This window comes from Nocardia ignorata NBRC 108230 (genome assembly GCF_001612905.1).
Classification (GTDB): Bacteria; Actinomycetota; Actinomycetes; order Mycobacteriales; family Mycobacteriaceae; genus Nocardia; species Nocardia ignorata.
Genome location: NZ_BDBI01000005.1, coordinates 359,439 through 376,338 on the forward strand (window position 1 = coordinate 359,439; position 16,900 = coordinate 376,338).

Genomic DNA, 16,900 nt, shown 5'->3' on the forward strand with positions numbered 1-16,900 from the left:
GTCGAAGACAGTACGTCGGGGGGCGGCAGGCATCGACCGGCGGCGGAGCGTCCTCGGTCTGTGTGGCCACCGATTGAAAGTCCCTGGGCTGCAGGGTCGTGCGCTCGAAGACCATTCGCACCTGTCGTCGCACACCGACACCTGCGGCCCTATCGGAAATCTGCTGGGCCGAGCAACCAGGTGATCCGACGCTGTACGGATCTGCGTCCGGGTTCCTCTACGTGCTGCCGGATCTACCGTTGGGCGCCCACCTCGCGCCGCTGAGAGGCCCAGGGGTAGACAGGATTCGGCTGCGCGGGCTGGAGCGAGGGTGCGTCAAGGGCGGTGAATTCCAGGGTGGATCGGGGTGGCGGCGGGGCAGAATGGGTGGATGGCTGCACTCGGGGGAGCGCCGAAACTGATCGCGCTCGATATCGACGGGACTTTGCTGGAGTCCGGTTGCCCGATCAGCGGGCGGGTGGTCGCGGCGGTGCGGGCGGCGGTGGCCGCGGGGTCGCATGTGGTGGTGACGACCGGGCGGACCGTGCTCACCACCCGGCCGGTGTTGCGCGAACTCGGGCTCATCGAGGGGCACGCGCTGTGTTCCAACGGTGCGGTGCAGATCGACGTGGCACGTGGTGAACCCGTCGCGGTGGAACTGTTCGACCCGGCACCCGCCGTCGGCGCGTTGCGCGCGCTGTTCCCCGAGATGATCTTCGCCGCCGAGCGGGTCGGCGTCGGCATCTGGGCAACGGGCCACAGTCCGGGGGAGTACTCGATCGGCGATTTCCAGCTCGTCGACCACCACGTGCTCAGCAGCGAACCCACACCCCGACTCAACGGATGGTGGCCCGGTGGCAACCTCGCGGAGATGGTGCGCCAGCTCGACAGCATCGTGGTGCCCGAAACCTCCTGGGTCCACGGTGAATTCGGGCCGTGGCTCACCGTCTCACGTCGTGGCGTGTCGAAGGGCTGGGCGCTGGAACGCCTCCGGTGCGCTCTCGGCGTCGACGCCTCGGCGACTCTCGCCATCGGCGACGGCTTCAACGATCGCGAAATGCTGCGCTGGGCGGCACATTCGGTCGCCATGACGGGCTCACCCGACGACGTGCTCGCCATGGCCGACGAGGTCACCGGTCACGTCACCGAGGACGGTGTCGCCACCGTCCTCGAGCGCTGGTTCTGAGCTCAGGAGCTCAGCGCCGCCTCCCGTGCGGCCGTCATCGCCACGAAATGCGGGTTGTACATGATGCCGACGACGTTGCCGAAGGGATCGAGGACCGACGCCGTCACGAAACCCGCTCCGTCGCCGTGTTCGGTGATCGGTTCGTATTCGGTGGCGCCGAGTTCGAGCAGCCGGGTGAGGGTGGCGGCGAGATCGTCGACGTGCCAGTACACGATTCCGCCGCCACCGGGGGCATTGCGGGCGCCGGCCGGTGCGTAGGCCCGGTTGATGATGCCGAGTTCATCCTGCCCCGGGCCGAGCCGGAACTCGTAGTAGCCGCCCGGCACCTCGTAATAGGGTGCGAGGCCGAGGAATTCGGTGTACCAGTCCTTGGCGGCGGTGAGGTCGTCGGCGTAGTAGGTGGTGGTGGCCATTCCGCGCAACATGTCTGCTCCCGGGTCGGTGTGCTGGTGTTTCCCTGAACTCTGCCAGGCAAAGTGCTCACCGAATGAGCACTTTCTTCGGCAGAATCGTGGGTATGCGAGCGGACCGATTGGTAGCGACCCTGTTGTTCATGCAGGCGCGAGGGCGGGTGACGGCGGCCGAGGTCGCCGCCGAACTCGAGGTGTCGGTGGCGACGGCTCGCCGCGACCTGGAGGCGCTATCGGCGGCGGGCATTCCGGTGTATCCGCAAGCCGGACGGGGAGGTGGGTGGTCGCTGATCGGTGGCGCGCGCACCGACCTGTCCGGACTCACGGCGGGGGAGACCAGGGCGCTGTTCCTGCTCGCGGGCCCGGCGGCCGCGGCGGCTCCCGAGGTGAAGTCCGCCTTGCGCAAACTGGTCAGGGCCTTGCCGCAGACCTTCCGTGCCGACGCCGCGGCAGCCGCCGACGCGGTGGTTGTCGACCCGGCACGCTGGGGAAGGCCCGACCCGCAACCACCCGCCGTCCTCGACACGTTGCAGCGTGCCGTGGTCGATCGACGACGTGTCCGCATCGAATACGCGCGGGCTGGGCAGGCCACGATGCGCACCGTCGACCCGTGGGGCCTGGTCGAGAAGGAAACGATCTGGTACCTGCTCGCGGGGACCGAGCGAGGTCAGCGCACCTTCCGTCTCGACCGGATCGGCGCGGTGACCGTTCTCGACGAACCCGCCGAGCGACCGGCCGACTTCGATCTGCACACCGAGTGGTCCCGGGTGGTCGACCGGATGGAGCGTCGCCGCTCGGCCGTCGCCGCCCAGGTCGCGGTGTCCGAGCGCTTGGCTCCCATCCTCGCCGATCAGCAGGGCCGCAACTGCACCCTGGTCGGCAGGACCGACGACGGCCGGGTGCTGGCCGAGATCACCGCCGACACCACCGAGATGGTCGCCCGCCAGCTCGCGGGCTGGGCGGGCGACGTGGAGCTGCTCGGCCCCGCCGAGGTGAAAGCCGAATTGGTGGCTATCGGCGCGGAACTGGTGCGCGCCAACAGTTCACAACCGGGTGAACCCGGTCGATAGCGGTCGCACGGTCACCGCCCCGACCGGCCCCGACCGCAATCCCTCGAGCACCGCGTCCGACATCTCCCCGAAGGTCTCGAACGACTCGATGGTGCAGTGCGCCATCACCTCCTGGATGTAGGGGTCCGACATCTGCCAGTGCGCGAGAACCGCTTCCGAATCCGGATAGAGCTGAAAGCTGTGCGCCAGCCCGGCTTCGGCATCGAGAAAGACCTGCACCATCAGCTGCGGTCCGTGCTCTCGGACGAAGGCCACGGCACGCCGCACCGCCTCGCCGAACTCTTCGGTGTGCCCCTCGGTGATCCGCATAGTGTTGTGAAACAGGATGCTCATGAAGTCATCGTGAAACCTCGAGCGTGGTTGATGTCAAGGCTGTCGTCCGATGGTTCGCCCGGCGCGGCATGTCGCGCGCCGGGCGTTGAAGCAGCTCTCAGTGGTGCTGAGTGGTAAGGGTGAAAGCTGCGGTTCGCACCGTGTCGTCGTGCTTGAAATCGAGGAACAGGCGGTAGGTGCCCGGCCCGGGAACGGCGGTGTGGAAGGAGACTTCGGGCCCGGAAGGCGTGATGCCGTCGCCGGGTTCGCCGTTCGGGTGCACGTGGACGTAGGCGAGGTCGCCCGCCCGCAGGATCACCAGGTGACCGAAAGCCGCAAGGTAGGGCTGCAGATCGGTGACCGGCACACCGTTTTTGTGCACTGTGAGGGTGAGCAGATCACCCTCGGCGCGCAATTCGCCGTCGACGGTCACGGTGTACCCGTCGACCTCCGTGCTGCGATTCACCGCCGGAACCCGCTGCGGCGCAAAGTGACCGGCGACGGCGAGGTCCGCTCCGAGAGTGATGGTGCGGCCGAGAGCACGCGGCGCGATATCGGTGAATACCCGGTAGGCGCCCGCCTCCGGCAGTTTCAGCTGGATCGTCCAGGTGCCATCGGCCTCCCGACGCGGATGCACATGCCAGAACCCGGTCAGCTCACGCCGCGCCACGATCAGGTGCAGTTCGCGATCGTGGATGGGATCGAACTCGGTCACCGCCGCCCCGTCGGGCCCGAGAATCCGGAACCGGAAGTCGATGACGCCCGGCTGAGCCACGGTGGTCTCCAGGTCGAGGGTGTACCCGTCCTGGGCGATCTGCAGCCCGCCGGGGAGTCCGGCAGCGTGCGCGCCGTGGTCACCGTGACCGGCATGGTTTCCCTGCGGTGCTGCGACTGCGTCGCCGGTGCCACGACCACCATGGCCGGAATGCGCACCGTGCGCGGCGTGGTCCCCGTGCGCGGCCTGGCTGTCGCGGCCGCCGTGTGTTGCGTGGTCGACGTGATCCGCATGGGCTGCCCGCGCCGCGTGTGCGCTGTGCCCGTGTCCTGCGTGCGATTCCTGCTGCGCCTGAGTGCCGTGTTCGGCATGGCCGTGGGCGCTGTGGGCGGCATGTTCGCCGTGCGCACCGAGGTGTGAGGTGTGAGGTGCCGCAGCGCTTTCGGGAGTGGCATCGAGAGCGTTCGTGTTGTGGGCGGTGTGGGAGTTGATGGTCATTGTCTTGCCTCTCTGATCCCTGGTGCGTTGACACGAACTTATACCCCCTAGGGGTATGCAGTAAAGGGATCGGGGTGTGATCTGGCGCACTAGCGCAGCTGGCTTGGGGAGCACTTCGGGAGATGCAGGCGAGGCGTCAAGGGCGCGAGCTATGCGCAGGAAAGGCGCTCGGAGGCGTCTGCGGATGCTGTGCGCCGAAGATCGGCGCGGAAATCGGGCGCGACCAGCTCCTCGGCGGTGCGCCGGCGGGATTCGTCAGGCGGAGAGTTCGAGGTCTGTCGCGATCGCCGCGTCGTAGCGGGACCAGATCACCTCGGCGAGCGCGGGGTGCGGGCCGATGACATCGGCGTGTACGAGGCGCGGCGCGTGGTGGAGCAGGCGGTCGGTGAGCAGCCCCGGTGCGAGGAACCACGGCGCGACGATGACCTGTTCGACTCCGCGCGCATGTAACCGGTCGACCGCGACATTGATGCTGGGTTCGACTGTGGCAAAGCACATCTCGGTGCGAAGACCGGTCGTCATCGCAAGCCGTCGAGCAACGGCGGCGGTCCGGCGATTCGCCGATTCGTCGCGAGATCCGACGGCGGCAACCGCGACCCCCACGGTGGCACGGCCGCTTTCGTGCGGAAGAACTGCCGGTGTCGCCGGGCGGTGCATCGAAACAGGCTCGGGCACAGGGAAACCCACCGACACCCCGGCGACCCGGTCGGCAAGCGCCGCGATCAATCGCGAATCGGCGCCGAGCACCTCGGTCTGGGTCAGGCGCACCAGTGGATGCCTGTCGGCGGACTCCGCCAGGAGGGCGGGCAGATCGACTCGCGCGTGAAAAGCGTTGCCGAGCAACAACGGAACAACGATCACCTCGCGATGCCCGAGCGCGGCGAGCTCGTCGACCACCTGGTCGAGCGAGGGCGCGCTGAGGTCGAGAAAAGCCAACCGGACCGTCAGATCCGGTCGGGATGCGGCGACCGAGGCGACCACCGCCGCCATCGTCGTCGCCGAACGCGGATCACGGCTGCCGTGGGCCACCGCGATCAGTGCGGGCCCGCCTGCGCCGCGCGGCACCGGAACGGCACCGCGCGGCGGGACGAGCGAGCGTGTCATCAGACCGTGGTACCGACCTCGACCGAGGTCAGCACGTCGCCGACCAGGCCGGCCGCGAGGGTGTTGCCACCGGCGGGGTCGATCAGCAGGAACGACCCGGTGTGCCGGTTGGTGCGGTAGTCGTCGGCCGGGATCGGCTCGGCCAGCCGCAGCGACACCCGTCCGATGTCGTTGAGTTCCAACGTCTCCGGACTCGGCTGCGCGGTGAGCGTCTGCTCGTCGAACCGCTCCACCAGTGCGCCGACGATCGCCTGCGTGGTCTTGGCGCCGTGCTTGAGCAGCAGTCGCGCGCCGGGACGCAGCGGCTTGTCGCCGAGCCAGCACACGGTGGCGTCGAAGGTGTCGATCGCCTCCGGGGCATCGGCGACCGAGGCGATGATGTCGCCACGCGAGATGTCGACCTCGTCGGCCAGGATCAGCGTCACGCTGCGCCCCGCCTGGGCGACGGCCAGCTCACCGTCGGGGGTATCGATCCGCTCGACGGTGGTGCGGATGCCCGAGGGCAGCACCACGATCTCGTCGCCGGGCGACACCGAACCGGCCGCGATCTGACCGGCGTACCCGCGGTAATCGGGGTACTCGGCGGTGCGCGGACGGATCACGTACTGCACCGGGAACCGCAGCCCCAGTGCGTGCGTGCCCGTCGAATCCGCGTCCACCGGAACCGATTCCAGGTGCTCGATCAGCGAGGGACCGTCGTAGTACGGGGTGTTCTCCGAGCGGCTGGCGATATTGTCGCCGTGCAGCGCCGACACCGGGATCTCGAGGACGTCCTCGTCGGCCCAGCCCAGCTTCGAGGTCAGCGAGTTGAACTCCGCGGAGATCTCGGCGAACACCTCGGCCGGATTGTCGACCAGGTCGATCTTGTTCACCGCGAGCACCAGCTTCGGCACCCCGAGCAGTGCCAGCACCGCGGCATGGCGACGGGTCTGCTCGATGACGCCCTTGCGCGCGTCGGTCAGCAGGATCACCAGCTGCGCGGTGGACGCGCCCGACACGGTGTTGCGGGTGTACTGCACGTGGCCGGGAGTGTCGGCGAGCACGAACGAGCGCTTGGGCGTGGCGAAGTAGCGGTAGGCCACGTCGATGGTGATGCCCTGCTCACGCTCGGCACGCAGACCGTCGACCAGCAGCGACAGGTCGGGGGTCGACAGACCCTTGTCCACCGAGGCGCGGGTGACGGCGTCGATCTGATCGGCCAGCACGGACTTCGTGTCGTAGAGCAGCCGTCCGACCAGGGTGGACTTACCGTCGTCGACAGAACCGGCGGTGGCCAGCCTCAATAGGTCGGACATATCAGAAATAACCCTCTCGCTTGCGGTCTTCCATGGCGGCTTCGGAGACGCGGTCGTCGCCACGGGTGGCGCCACGCTCGGTCAGCCGGGACGCGGCGACCTCGGCCAGGATGGCCTCGTTGTCGGCGGCGTCGGAGATGATGGCGCCGGTGGTCGAACCGTCACCGACGGTGCGGTAGCGCACGGAGCGGGTCTCGAGGACCTCGTTCTCGTTCGGGCCGCCCCACACGCCGGGGGTCATCCACATGCCGTCGCGCTGGTACACCGGGCGCTCGTGGGCGTAGTAGATCGAGGCCAGGTCGATGTCCTCGCGGGCGATGTAGCGCCAGATGTCTAGCTCGGTCCAGTTGCTCAGCGGGAACACGCGCACGTGCTCACCCGGCGCGTGCTTGCCGTTGTAGAGGTTCCACAGCTCGGGACGCTGACGCTTCGGATCCCACTGGCCGAAGGCGTTGCGCAGCGAGAAGATCCGCTCCTTGGCGCGCGACCGCTCCTCGTCGCGACGGCCACCGCCGAACACCGCGTCGAAGCGGTGTTCGGTGATGGCGTCGAGCAGCGGAACGGTCTGCAGCGGGTTGCGGATACCGTCGGGGCGCTCGGTGAGGCGACCGTCGGCCAGGTACTCCTCGACCGAGGCCACGTGCAGGCGCAGGCCGTACTTCTCCACCACCTTGTCGCGGAACTCGAGCACCTCGTCGAGGTTGTGCCCGGTGTCGACGTGCAGCAGCGCGAACGGCAGCGGCGCCGGCCAGAAGGCCTTGAGCGCCAGGTGCAGCAGCACCGTGGAGTCCTTGCCGCCGGAGAACAGGATCACCGGCCGCTCGAACTCGCCCGCGACCTCACGGAAGATGTGGATCGCCTCGGATTCCAGCGCCGCGAGGGTGTCGAACTCGGTCAGGCCGAGGTCGCGTTCGGTGGTGTGGGTACTCACAGGCTCACTCCCAGAGGTGGTGACGGTCATGATTGGTGCAATCCGCATTCGGTCTTGGCCAGTCCGGCCCAGCGGCCGCTGCGCGGATCGGACCCCGGCTCGGGCTTGCGCGTGCACGGTGCGCAGCCGATGGACGGGTAACCCTCCTCCACCAGGGGATTGACGAGGATGCCGTTGGCCTCGATGTAGGCCTGCATCTCGTCGTCGGACCACGGCGCGATCGGGTTGATCTTCACCAGGCCGAAGGCTTCGTCGAAGGAGATCAGCGGTGCGTTGGCGCGGGTGGGCGCCTCCACGCGGCGGATGCCGGTGACCCACGCGTTGTAGCCCGCGAGGGACTTCTTCAGCGGCACGACCTTGCGCAACCGGCAGCATTCGGCGGCGTCGCGGGCGAACAGGTCCTTGCCGAGCAGCTCATCCTGTTCGGCGACGCTGTGCTCGGGGCGCACGTTGATCACGTGCACCCCGTACACGGCCTCGACCGCGTCACGGGTGCCGATGGTCTCGGCGAAGTGGTAGCCGGTGTCGAGGAACAGCACGTCGACGCCGGGGCGGGTCTGCGCGGCCAGGTGCACCAGCACGCCGTCCTGCATGTTGGAGGCGACGATGTAGTTGTTGCCGAAAGTGCGGTCGGTCCAGGCGATCAGGTCGGCGGCCGAGGCGTCGGGGCCGAGTTCGGCCGCGCCCTGCTCGGCGAGCGCGCGCAGTTCGTCTTCGGACAGCTTGGCGGCGAGATTCGTTGTCACAGTTGAGATCTCCTCATCCACTAACGGAGGTCGGCCTCGTCGGCGCGAACCGCCCACACCGCGAAGCGTTCACCGTCTTCGCGGTTCTTGACGAAGTTGCGCACGACTCGCTCGATGTAGTCGCCGAGCTCGACACTGGTCACCTTGTGCTGGCGCAGCTTGCGGCCGAACCCGCTGTCCAGGCCGAGGCTGCCACCCAGGTGAACCTGGAAGCCCTCGACCTGATTCCCGTAGCCGTCGTCGACGAGCTGGCCCTTGAAGCCGATATCGGCGATCTGGGACCGGCCGCAGGAGTTCGGGCAGCCGTTGATGTTGATGGTGATCGGCACGTCGAGCTGCGCGTTGATGTCGGCCAGGCGCTGCTCGAGCTCGGGGGCGAGCACCTGCGAACGCTTGCGGGTCTCGACGAACGACAGCTTGCAGAACTCGATGCCGCTGCACGCGAGCAGGTTTCGCCGCCAGACCGACGGACGTGCCTGCAGGCCGAGCGGTTCCAGCTCGTCGATCAGGGCGTCGACCTGGTCGTCGGCGATGTCGAGGACGATCAGCTTCTGGTACGGGGTGAACCGGATGCGGTCCGACCCGTACTTCTCGGCGGCGTCGGCGACCTTGCTCAGGATGGTGCCCGAGACGCGACCGGCGATGGGGGAGAAGCCGACGGCATTGAGGCCGTTGCGCAGCTTCTGCACGCCCACGTGGTCGATCGGCTTGGCGGGCTGCTCCGGGGCGGGACCGTCGATCAGCTTGCGCTTCAGGTACTCGTCCTCGAGGACCTGGCGGAACTTCTCGATGCCCCAGTCCTTGATGAGGAACTTCAGGCGCGCCTTGGTGCGCAGGCGACGGTAACCGTAGTCGCGGAACAGCGACACCACGGCTTCCCAGACGTCGGGAACCTCGTCGAGCGGCACCCACGCGCCGACCCGCTTGGCGAGCATCGGGTTGGTCGACAGGCCGCCACCGACCCACAGATCCAGGCCCGGTCCGTGCTCGGGGTGGTTCACGCCGACGAACGCGACATCGTTGATCTCGTGCACCACGTCCTGCTGACCCGAGATCGCGGTCTTGAACTTGCGGGGAAGGTTGGAGTACTCCTTCTTCCCGATGTAGCGCTTGACGATCTCGTCGATCGCGGTCGTGGGGTCGATGATCTCGTCGAGCGACTCACCGGCCAGCGGCGAACCGAGAATCACGCGCGGGCAGTCGCCGCACGCCTCGGTGGTGTGCAGGCCGACCGACTCCAGCCGACGCCAGATCTCCGGGACGTTCTCGACCTCGATCCAGTGGTACTGGACGTTCTCGCGGTCCGACAGGTCGGCGGTGTCGCGGCCGAACTCGGTGGAGATCTGGCCGATGGTGCGCAGCTGGGCGGCATTGAGCGCGCCACCGTCGCAGCGCACCCGCATCATGAAGTACTTGGCTTCGAGCAGGTCGATGTTGTCGTCGTCGGTCCAGGTGCCGTCGTAGCCCTCTTCGCGCTGGGTGTAGAGACCCCACCAGCGGAAACGGCCACGCAGGTCGGCTTTGTCGATCGAGTCGAAGCCGCCCTTGGCGTAGATGTTCTCGATCCTGGCCCGCACATTGAGCGGGTTGTCGTCCTTTTTGGACTGCTCGTTCGGGTTGAGCGGTTCGCGGTAACCGAGGGCCCACTGGCCTTCGGAGCGGCGGCGGACCGGCTTGCCGGTGCGCTCGCGCGGCGCGACCGCGCCTTCGGGGCGCGGGCGGTCGGGCCGGACGCGGCGCTCGGTGACCGGGCGCTCGGGACGGGCCTGCGCCGTCGACTGTTCGGTCGAACCGGCGTCGGTGCTCGACGTCATGTGGGGTCGCTCCTGCGGGGGTGGGTGAACATCCGTGCTGAAGGCGCGAGGGGCTGGCTCGCGTCAGGTGGTCAGCGGGCCGATGAAAGTCGAAGGCACCGGGAGATTCCCGGGCGGACGCCGCTGCGCTACCGGTGGAAACCGGGCCGACAACAGGCGCTGCAGACGCGCTGGAAGTCGACGTGGCGACGAGCCACGAGTCGTACTCCAGTTGCGTGCATGCGCCTATTGTGCCATGTCAGGGGGGTCGTTCCGACCGCAAGGAGATATTTCCCGCACTTTCGAGGGAAATCCCCTGGACGACCGTACCGTTCTGTGACAGGGGTCATAGTTCCGGCGCGGGAAGTTACCGGCGATTCGCCCGATGGCATAGCTGTGTCGGACGCCACAACGGTTGACCTCAACCGCCGTTGAGGGCGCACAGTGTCCGCATGAGCAACGACGTCACCGCGGCGGGCCGGATCCCCGCCGATCTCGACACCGAACTCGCGGCGATTCGCGCCGTCGTCGGGACCATCGCGCACGCGCAGGACAACGAACTGATCGAGGAGTTCGTCTCCGTCTTCCGCGAAGACGCGATCTGGACCACGGGGCACGGCAAGCGGCTGTTCGGCCGCGCGGCCATCGCCGAGTTCACCGCCCAGGTGCTGCCCGGCGCGACCACCCATGGCAAGGCGACCTACGAGATCGAGCACGTGCTGTTCCTGCGACCCGACGTGGCCGCGGTGAAGATCCGGCAGAGCTACTTCACGCTGGACGGCGAGCTGTCGGGGCAGGGCACGCCCATGTACGTGATGACCAAGGAAGACGGGGTCTGGGTGCTCACGGCCAACCAGAACACCCCCGTGGTGGACTGACCGCCGGGCGTCCGGGCGGGGTTCGGGCTTTTCGACGACAGGCGCACAGCTGGGCCACGGGTCGCTCGTTCGGTCGGTCGAGCGACCCGCGCGGTGCCGAGTCCGGCTGGGTCCCGCGTGGCGAAGCGTGGGCGCGACGACCGGTGCCGGGGCCGGACGCGGCAGTTCGCCGAGGCCCGGCAGACTGTAGGGGTGACTACCAGCGCAACTCCCGTGGCTCCCGGGGCGACACCGGCCGACGCCGAGCGGCCGGTGCTGCGCGATTTCGGGGGCGGCGCGTTCGGCGTGTACGTGCATGTGCCCTTCTGTGCCACACGCTGCGGATATTGCGACTTCAACACCTACACGGCGGGGGAGCTCGGCACGTCGGCGTCGCCGCAGTCGTGGCTGGAGGCATTGCGCGGCGAGCTCGCCACCGCGGCGACCGAGTTCGGTGCGCTGCCGAGCGCGACCCCTGAGGTCTCGACGATCTTCGTCGGCGGGGGAACACCGTCGCTGCTCGGCGGTGACGGGCTCGCCTCGGTGCTCGACGCGGTGCGCGCGAACTTCACCCTCGCCACCGATGCCGAAGTGACGACCGAATCCAACCCGGAATCGACCTCGCCGGAGTTCTTCGACCGCCTCCGCGCGGCGGGATACACCCGGATCTCGCTCGGCATGCAGTCGGCCGCCGCGCACGTCCTGAAGGTGCTCGACCGCACCCATACGCCGGGCCGGGCGGTGGCCGCGGCGAAGGAAGCGCGAGCCGCCGGATTCGAGCACGTGAACCTCGACCTCATCTACGGCACACCCGGCGAGACCGACGCCGATCTGGACGCGAGCCTGGACGCGGTGCTGGCCGCCGGTGTGGATCATGTGTCCGCCTACTCCCTGATCGTGGAAGACGGAACCGCGCTGGCGCGCAAGGTCCGCCGTGGTGAACTGCCCGCACCCGACGACGATGTGCTCGCCGCCCGCTACGAGCGCATCGATGCCCGCCTGGCCGAGGTCGGTCTCGGCTGGTACGAGGTATCCAATTGGGCCGCGAACGATTCCGCGCGCTGCAGGCACAACCTCGGCTACTGGGCCGGTGGTGACTGGCTCGGTGCGGGGCCCGGCGCGCACAGCCACGTGGGTGGTGTGCGCTGGTGGAACGTGAAGCACCCCGCCCGCTACGCCGACCGCGTCGCCCTCGGTGGTCTGCCCGCCGCGGGCTGGGAAGCCCTCACCGACGACGAGCGCTACACCGAACACCTCATGCTCACCGTTCGCCTGCGCACCGGCCTTCCCCTCGCCGACCTCGCCCCCTCCGCCCGGCCCGCCCTCGACCGTGTTCTCGTCGACGGGTTGGCCCAGGTCGTCGACGACCACCTCGTCCTCACCGATCGTGGACGGCTGCTGGCCGACGGCATCGTCCGCGATCTCCTCGGCTGAGCGCCACCAACGCTCTTTCGCCGAGAATTCGTTCGCTCGTTCGCGGGTGTCGTGGCACGATCCCGCCCGTGTCCACGTCACGAAGTGAGTTGCTGCGCTGGCAGTTCGATCTCGTCTGGTCGTTGTTCGAGTACCACCTCGAGCGGCTGCACGAGGAGGACTTCCTGTGGGAGCCGAGCGCGCTGTGCTGGACGATGCGCGAAGATCCCGCGGGCGGGTGGGTCGCGGACTGGGCGGATACCGAACCCGATCCGATTCCGGTACCGACGATCGGCTGGCTCACCTGGCACATCGGGTGGTGGTGGAGCGTGGCCATCGATCATCTGCGGCAGCGAGCACCACGTGAACGGACGGATATCGCCTGGCCGGGACCCGGCGACAGCACCATCGAGTGGCTCCGCCACCTACGGCAGGAGTGGCTCGACACGCTGAGCGAACTCGACGACGCCGACTTCGACCTACCCTCCGGTTATCCATGGCCTGCCGACGCCGGCCTGACCGTCGCGCATCTGGTCGGCTGGGTCGATGCCGAACTGATGAAAAACGTGGCCGAGATCGGACAGCTGCGGTTGCAACGCGCGGCACGCGATGCCGTTTCGTGACGTCTTTTCCGCGGCGTGGTCGAGCTCACCGCGGCTTCGATGATCCCCCGGTCATCGGGATGATGTGGGCTGATGCACACCCTCCGGCGAGGGTCGGCCACCGGGGTATCCGAACCTATTCTTCGGTGGGTTCGGGGCCGAAGATAACGATTGGGGGCGTAGGCTTCGGGTCGAAACCTAGGGAGCTATATGTCCACCGAACGGCACATCACCCTCGTCCACGAGCAGAGCGAGTTCGCTGAAGCGCGCTCTGCTGAGAAGGCGGAGAACGCTCGTCAGTGCGCGGTCGCCGCGCGGACGGTCGCTTCGCATTCCAACGATGCCGAAGATTGCGTGTCACTGTTGGCCATGCTCGGCCTGGATGCCCTCGCGGGCAAAGAAGTGGGCGCCGCCCACTCGCCCGCCCGCGTCGGCGCCGCCCGCCGCATCTGATCGGCTCACGGTCGCCCACCCCGGGCGACCGTGACCCGACCTCTCCGCCCGCGGACATCAACAACCCCGCGCCGTGGACCCGTGCCCGTCACCCCGCACCCCACCGGTAATGGTCGGCGCCGGTCGACCGAGCAACACCTCGGTATTGGCCGAGGTAGTCAAATACTCCGGCACCCCATGAGCGTGCTCCTCCTGCTCTGCGCCAGGCATACCCGGCGCCAGTGCAACGCAGTGGAACCACCGCGCGGCCACCTGTCCCTGCCCCGCGCCGGAAGCCCTCGTCTCGACTCCCGCATCGCCGGCCGTCGGCGCTTTTCCTGCCAGGGCCTTATCCGCCGCTAGTACGTTGCCCGTCGGGGCGTTGATCGCCCGGAGTGCGTTGTCTGCCGGGGCGTTGTCTGCGGCGACTGCGTTGCCTGCCAGGGCATCGTTTGTGGACAACGCCATATCTGCGAGCGCGATGCGGTCTGCGAATGTGCTCCGTGCCGCCGCACCGGGGCTGTCAGTCGCTGTGTTCGCCTGGCCTGGCCCGCGTTGCCCGCTGCTCGGGTTCGGGCCACCGCCGTGGTGGTTGCCGCTGCTTTCCATAGGCCCGCCACCACCCGACCGAGTTGTCAGTGCACCGTCGTCCCAGTGCGTGACACCCTCGCCGGCGTCCGTTCTCGCTCCCGCACCCGAAGTTGTTGCGCCCCCATTCCTCGCCTCCCCTCGAAATCCCGCACTCGACACTGCTGGGCCTGTCGACGTCCCAGCCGTCTCGGCACCGGGAGCACTCGCCACACCGCCGTGGCTGCGGTTGCGTCCCTGCTCGGCATCGTCGGGCTGTTGTGGTCCATCAGTATTCGACCCTGGGGATTCACCGACGCGCATCACATCGACCGTCGCCGCGCCGACGTCCAGTGCGACTGCTGTTCCTCCGCCACCGGCTCCGATACGGATGCCCGTCACAGCTCCGCTCGCGCTGTCGAGGTTCGCGGCGAATCGCCTTGTGCCAGTACCCGGCAGGTCGGCGAGGGAGCCGGGCGCCGCGCCGGTAAGGGCAGACCGATCCACATCGTGGCCCGAAGACGCTGCGGGACCGCATGATTCGTCGCATGTTCTCTGCACATTCGCGTCCATGGTGCGATCGGTCCCGATGGGTCGGTAATGCTCGGCGTCCGGGACTACGTCGGCCGGCAAGGGCGCGGACAGGTCGTGGCCGAGAGCGCCGCCGTTCTCGGCAGTCGTGTAGGGACGAATTGGCTGCGTTATCAAAGGGATTCGGCTGAGGATCTCGCCGAAGGGACGGACGTAGCGATCACGCATGGCAGCTCTCGCCTCTTCTTCCCGGATGCAGGCCTCCCGCATCCCACCCGGATCGGTGGACCACACCGGCACAGCGGACTCCTCGACGATCTCGGGAATTGCGTACTTGGTCGCGACTACCGCGTCGGCCGCCGCTCGGACCAAAGCGGGGATGGAATGGACAGTGGAAAGGAGTTCTCGTGCCTGATCGAGGTATCGCCGGATAGAAGACATGGCGGCCTCCGCCCCGACACCCGACCAGGCCGCCGGCAGCCCCACGCTGATCGCGTGATCGAAGGCATCCAGCCCCTCTTCCCAGCACCGCGCCAACTGCTGGAACGCGTCCGCTTGTGCAACAGCATCGGTGACATCGAGGGATGAGAACGTCCCGCTGATCTCTCGATGCCGCCAGTGGTGGACGTTCTCACCACCGCCCGGCATCATCGGGCACCGACCGCGAACGGATCACGCGTCCCCAGTGCGGCTTCCGCGTCGGCCAGACGCAGCGCCCACTCTTCGTCGACGGCCACCAGCCGGTCCCGCGCGAGCCGATGCGCCTCGCGGAAATCACCGACGATCCGGCGGTGCGTCTCCATCGCGGCACCCACCGCCTCCGCCGTCTCCCGGAACCGGCCAACCAGCGTGGGCCCCGAGATCAGCCGCCCGTCACCTTCCCCCAGACCCCAGTGCATCTGCGAAGAAATCTGCCCGGCGAGCAGCGAGACGCTCTCGACTACCTCGAGAAACATCACACACGCCCGATCGATCCCGGCGAATTCCTCCGGACGCACTACGACCGCGGAGTCACCCCCGCCCCACTCGTCACCGAATCGCATCGCAAACCCCTCCCGCCCCGGAAAAGCGCTGGTAAAGCGCCTGATTCACGACCGAACGTACGCTGGGCGCAATAACGCGACAAGCCCTGATCCGCGCCCTGTGGATAACTCCGCCCTGTGGAGAACTCACCGGAGAACGAGACAATTTAGACTGGACTGCAAGACGCCCCGAGCGCCCGCGTGCGAGTCTGTGCCCCAGCACTACAACAACGCGGGCCGACGACGTACCCGGCACGAGCGAGGAGGTGGGGTCGATGGCTTCGAGCACCGAAGATCGGCGATTCGAGGTCCTGCGAGCGATTGTCGCGGACTACGTCGCCACCAAGGAACCGATCGGCTCGAAGTCGCTGGTCGAACGGCACAATCTCGGAGTGTCCAGCGCCACGGTCCGCAACGACATGGCCGTGCTGGAGGCGGAGGGTTACATCACCCAGCCGCACACGAGTTCCGGGCGCGTGCCGACCGACAAGGGCTACCGTGAATTCGTCGACCGGATCGCCGAGGTGAAGCCGCTCTCGGGCGCCGAACGCCGCGCGATCATGGAGTTCCTCGAATCCGGTGTCGACCTCGACGACGTGTTGCGCCGAGGGGTGCGGCTGCTGGCCCAGCTCACCCGCCAGGTCGCGGTGGTGCAGTACCCGACGGTGTCGGCATCGACCGTGCGCCACATCGAGGTCGTCGCGCTCAATCCCGCCCGTCTCTTACTGGTCGTCATCACCGACACCGGCCGCGTCGATCAGCGCATCGTCGACCTGGGCGCGGTGATCTCCGAGGACGACCTCGCCGCCGTGCGCGGTCTGCTCGGCGGCGCGATGGACGGCAAACTGCTCTCGGTGGCCAGCGCGTCGGTGGCCGGACTGCCCGAACGCGCGCCGGCCAAGATCCGCGATGTGCTGGTCCGGGTGTCGACCGTGCTGGTGGAAACCCTGGTCGAGCATCCGGAGGAGCGTTTGGTGCTCGGCGGCACCGCCAACCTCACCCGCAATGTCGCCGACTTCGGTTTCCCCGGCTCGCTGCGCACTGTGCTCGAGGCGCTCGAGGAACAGGTCATCGTGCTGAAGCTGCTGGCCGCCGCCCAGCAGCCAGGTCAGGTGACCGTGCAGATCGGCGAGGAGACCCAGGTCGAGCAGATGCGCGGCACCTCCGTGGTGTCCACCGGATACGGCGCGGCGGGCGCGGTGCTGGGCGGTATGGGCGTGCTCGGCCCGACCCGGATGGACTATCCCGGCACCATGGCGTCGGTGGCGACCGTTGCCCGCTATATCGGTGAGGTCCTGGCCGAAAGGTGACCGCCGGGTCGGCGGCGACCGTGCGGGCACTGTTATGGTCGGTACTTCGACCGGGGTAAAGTTGAGTCGAACAGACTAAAGGATGCGCCCGGCGTTCGGCTGGACCACAGCGACCAAGGACTAGAGA

At 68.1% G+C, this 16,900-nt stretch carries 18 protein-coding genes; 8 read left to right on the forward strand and 10 right to left on the reverse strand.

The genetic code is table 11. From position 1 onward, the window contains the following. Nucleotides 1-370: 370 nt before the first annotated feature. A complete protein-coding gene (locus NI2_RS05435; protein WP_067486663.1) occupies nucleotides 371-1,165 on the forward strand; it encodes an HAD family hydrolase in 795 nt (264 codons plus the stop codon). 2 nt (nucleotides 1,166-1,167) lie between these two features. Here NI2_RS05435 and NI2_RS05440 read toward each other — a convergent pair whose 3' ends face one another. Further along, nucleotides 1,168-1,590, reverse strand: a complete 423-nt coding sequence (locus NI2_RS05440; protein ID WP_067486666.1) for a VOC family protein — start codon at nucleotides 1,588-1,590, stop codon at nucleotides 1,168-1,170. Nucleotides 1,591-1,682: 92 nt separating this feature from the next. Between NI2_RS05440 and NI2_RS05445 the strand changes: the two genes are divergently transcribed. Next, a complete protein-coding gene (locus tag NI2_RS05445) occupies nucleotides 1,683-2,645 on the forward strand; it encodes a helix-turn-helix transcriptional regulator (protein ID WP_067486669.1) in 963 nt (320 codons plus the stop codon). Here NI2_RS05445 and NI2_RS05450 read toward each other — a convergent pair. Continuing rightward, a complete protein-coding gene (locus NI2_RS05450) occupies nucleotides 2,619-2,978 on the reverse strand; it encodes a hypothetical protein (RefSeq protein ID WP_067486672.1) in 360 nt (119 codons plus the stop codon). The genes NI2_RS05445 and NI2_RS05450 overlap by 27 nt on opposite strands. 97 nt (nucleotides 2,979-3,075) lie before the next feature. Then, nucleotides 3,076-3,732, reverse strand: a complete 657-nt coding sequence (locus NI2_RS05455; RefSeq protein WP_503826285.1) for a DUF8832 domain-containing protein — start codon at nucleotides 3,730-3,732, stop codon at nucleotides 3,076-3,078. On the opposite strand from NI2_RS05455, the gene NI2_RS34935 reads away from it, so the two are divergent. Continuing rightward, nucleotides 3,649-4,092, forward strand: a complete 444-nt coding sequence (locus NI2_RS34935) for a hypothetical protein (protein ID WP_243749915.1) — start codon at nucleotides 3,649-3,651, stop codon at nucleotides 4,090-4,092. The two genes, NI2_RS05455 and NI2_RS34935, sit on opposite strands and share 84 nt — an antisense overlap. 333 nt (nucleotides 4,093-4,425) lie before the next feature. On the opposite strand, the gene NI2_RS05460 is transcribed toward NI2_RS34935, so the two are convergent. The 5 genes from NI2_RS05460 to NI2_RS05480 are packed head-to-tail and all read right to left on the reverse strand — an operon-like array spanning nucleotide 4,426 to nucleotide 10,060. Then, the gene (locus NI2_RS05460) at nucleotides 4,426-5,274 is read right to left on the reverse strand and encodes a sirohydrochlorin chelatase (protein WP_067486675.1); all 849 of its coding nucleotides are present in this window, start codon (nucleotides 5,272-5,274) and stop codon (nucleotides 4,426-4,428) included. Further along, complete coding sequence (locus tag NI2_RS05465) at nucleotides 5,274-6,569, reverse strand: sulfate adenylyltransferase subunit 1 (RefSeq protein ID WP_067486678.1); 1,296 nt, start codon at nucleotides 6,567-6,569, stop codon at nucleotides 5,274-5,276. Before NI2_RS05465 ends, NI2_RS05460 begins: the two co-directional genes overlap by 1 nt. A gap of 1 nt (nucleotide 6,570) precedes the next feature. Next, on the reverse strand, nucleotides 6,571-7,530 hold the full coding sequence (cysD, locus tag NI2_RS05470) for a sulfate adenylyltransferase subunit CysD (protein ID WP_424991830.1): 960 nt from the start codon (nucleotides 7,528-7,530) through the stop codon (nucleotides 6,571-6,573). Then, the gene (locus NI2_RS05475; RefSeq protein WP_067487104.1) at nucleotides 7,527-8,246 is read right to left on the reverse strand and encodes a phosphoadenylyl-sulfate reductase; all 720 of its coding nucleotides are present in this window, start codon (nucleotides 8,244-8,246) and stop codon (nucleotides 7,527-7,529) included. Before NI2_RS05475 ends, cysD begins: the two co-directional genes overlap by 4 nt. Before the next feature lie 20 nt (nucleotides 8,247-8,266). Then, on the reverse strand, nucleotides 8,267-10,060 hold the full coding sequence (locus tag NI2_RS05480; protein WP_067486681.1) for a nitrite/sulfite reductase: 1,794 nt from the start codon (nucleotides 10,058-10,060) through the stop codon (nucleotides 8,267-8,269). A 431-nt stretch (nucleotides 10,061-10,491) separates the two neighbouring features. On the opposite strand from NI2_RS05480, the gene NI2_RS05485 reads away from it, so the two are divergent. From NI2_RS05485 to NI2_RS05500, 4 genes are all read left to right on the forward strand, one after another. After that, nucleotides 10,492-10,917: an SgcJ/EcaC family oxidoreductase gene (locus NI2_RS05485; RefSeq protein WP_067486684.1), complete on the forward strand. Its 426-nt coding sequence runs from the start codon at nucleotides 10,492-10,494 to the stop codon at nucleotides 10,915-10,917. Nucleotides 10,918-11,109: 192 nt separating this feature from the next. Next, on the forward strand, nucleotides 11,110-12,330 hold the full coding sequence (gene hemW, locus NI2_RS05490; RefSeq protein WP_084475946.1) for a radical SAM family heme chaperone HemW: 1,221 nt from the start codon (nucleotides 11,110-11,112) through the stop codon (nucleotides 12,328-12,330). 68 nt (nucleotides 12,331-12,398) lie between these two features. Further along, nucleotides 12,399-12,932 carry a DinB family protein gene (locus NI2_RS05495; RefSeq protein WP_133734036.1) on the forward strand — a complete coding sequence of 178 codons (534 nt, stop codon included), beginning with the start codon at nucleotides 12,399-12,401 and terminating at the stop codon, nucleotides 12,930-12,932. Nucleotides 12,933-13,121: 189 nt separating this feature from the next. Then, nucleotides 13,122-13,364, forward strand: coding sequence for a hypothetical protein (locus tag NI2_RS05500; protein ID WP_067486687.1), 243 nt, complete (start codon nucleotides 13,122-13,124; stop codon nucleotides 13,362-13,364). Nucleotides 13,365-13,421: 57 nt separating this feature from the next. On the opposite strand, the gene NI2_RS33585 is transcribed toward NI2_RS05500, so the two are convergent. Together NI2_RS33585 and NI2_RS05510 are read right to left on the reverse strand one after the other, a co-directional pair. Beyond that, entirely contained in the window at nucleotides 13,422-15,089 is a 1,668-nt protein-coding gene (locus NI2_RS33585; RefSeq protein WP_218018520.1) for a hypothetical protein, read from the reverse strand. Next, nucleotides 15,089-15,484, reverse strand: coding sequence for a hypothetical protein (locus NI2_RS05510; RefSeq protein WP_067486693.1), 396 nt, complete (start codon nucleotides 15,482-15,484; stop codon nucleotides 15,089-15,091). The genes NI2_RS33585 and NI2_RS05510 overlap by 1 nt, the downstream gene beginning before the upstream one ends. 254 nt (nucleotides 15,485-15,738) lie before the next feature. Between NI2_RS05510 and hrcA the strand changes: the two genes are divergently transcribed. Next, the gene (hrcA, locus tag NI2_RS05515; RefSeq protein ID WP_067486696.1) at nucleotides 15,739-16,773 is read left to right on the forward strand and encodes a heat-inducible transcriptional repressor HrcA; all 1,035 of its coding nucleotides are present in this window, start codon (nucleotides 15,739-15,741) and stop codon (nucleotides 16,771-16,773) included. Nucleotides 16,774-16,900 lie beyond the last annotated feature (127 nt).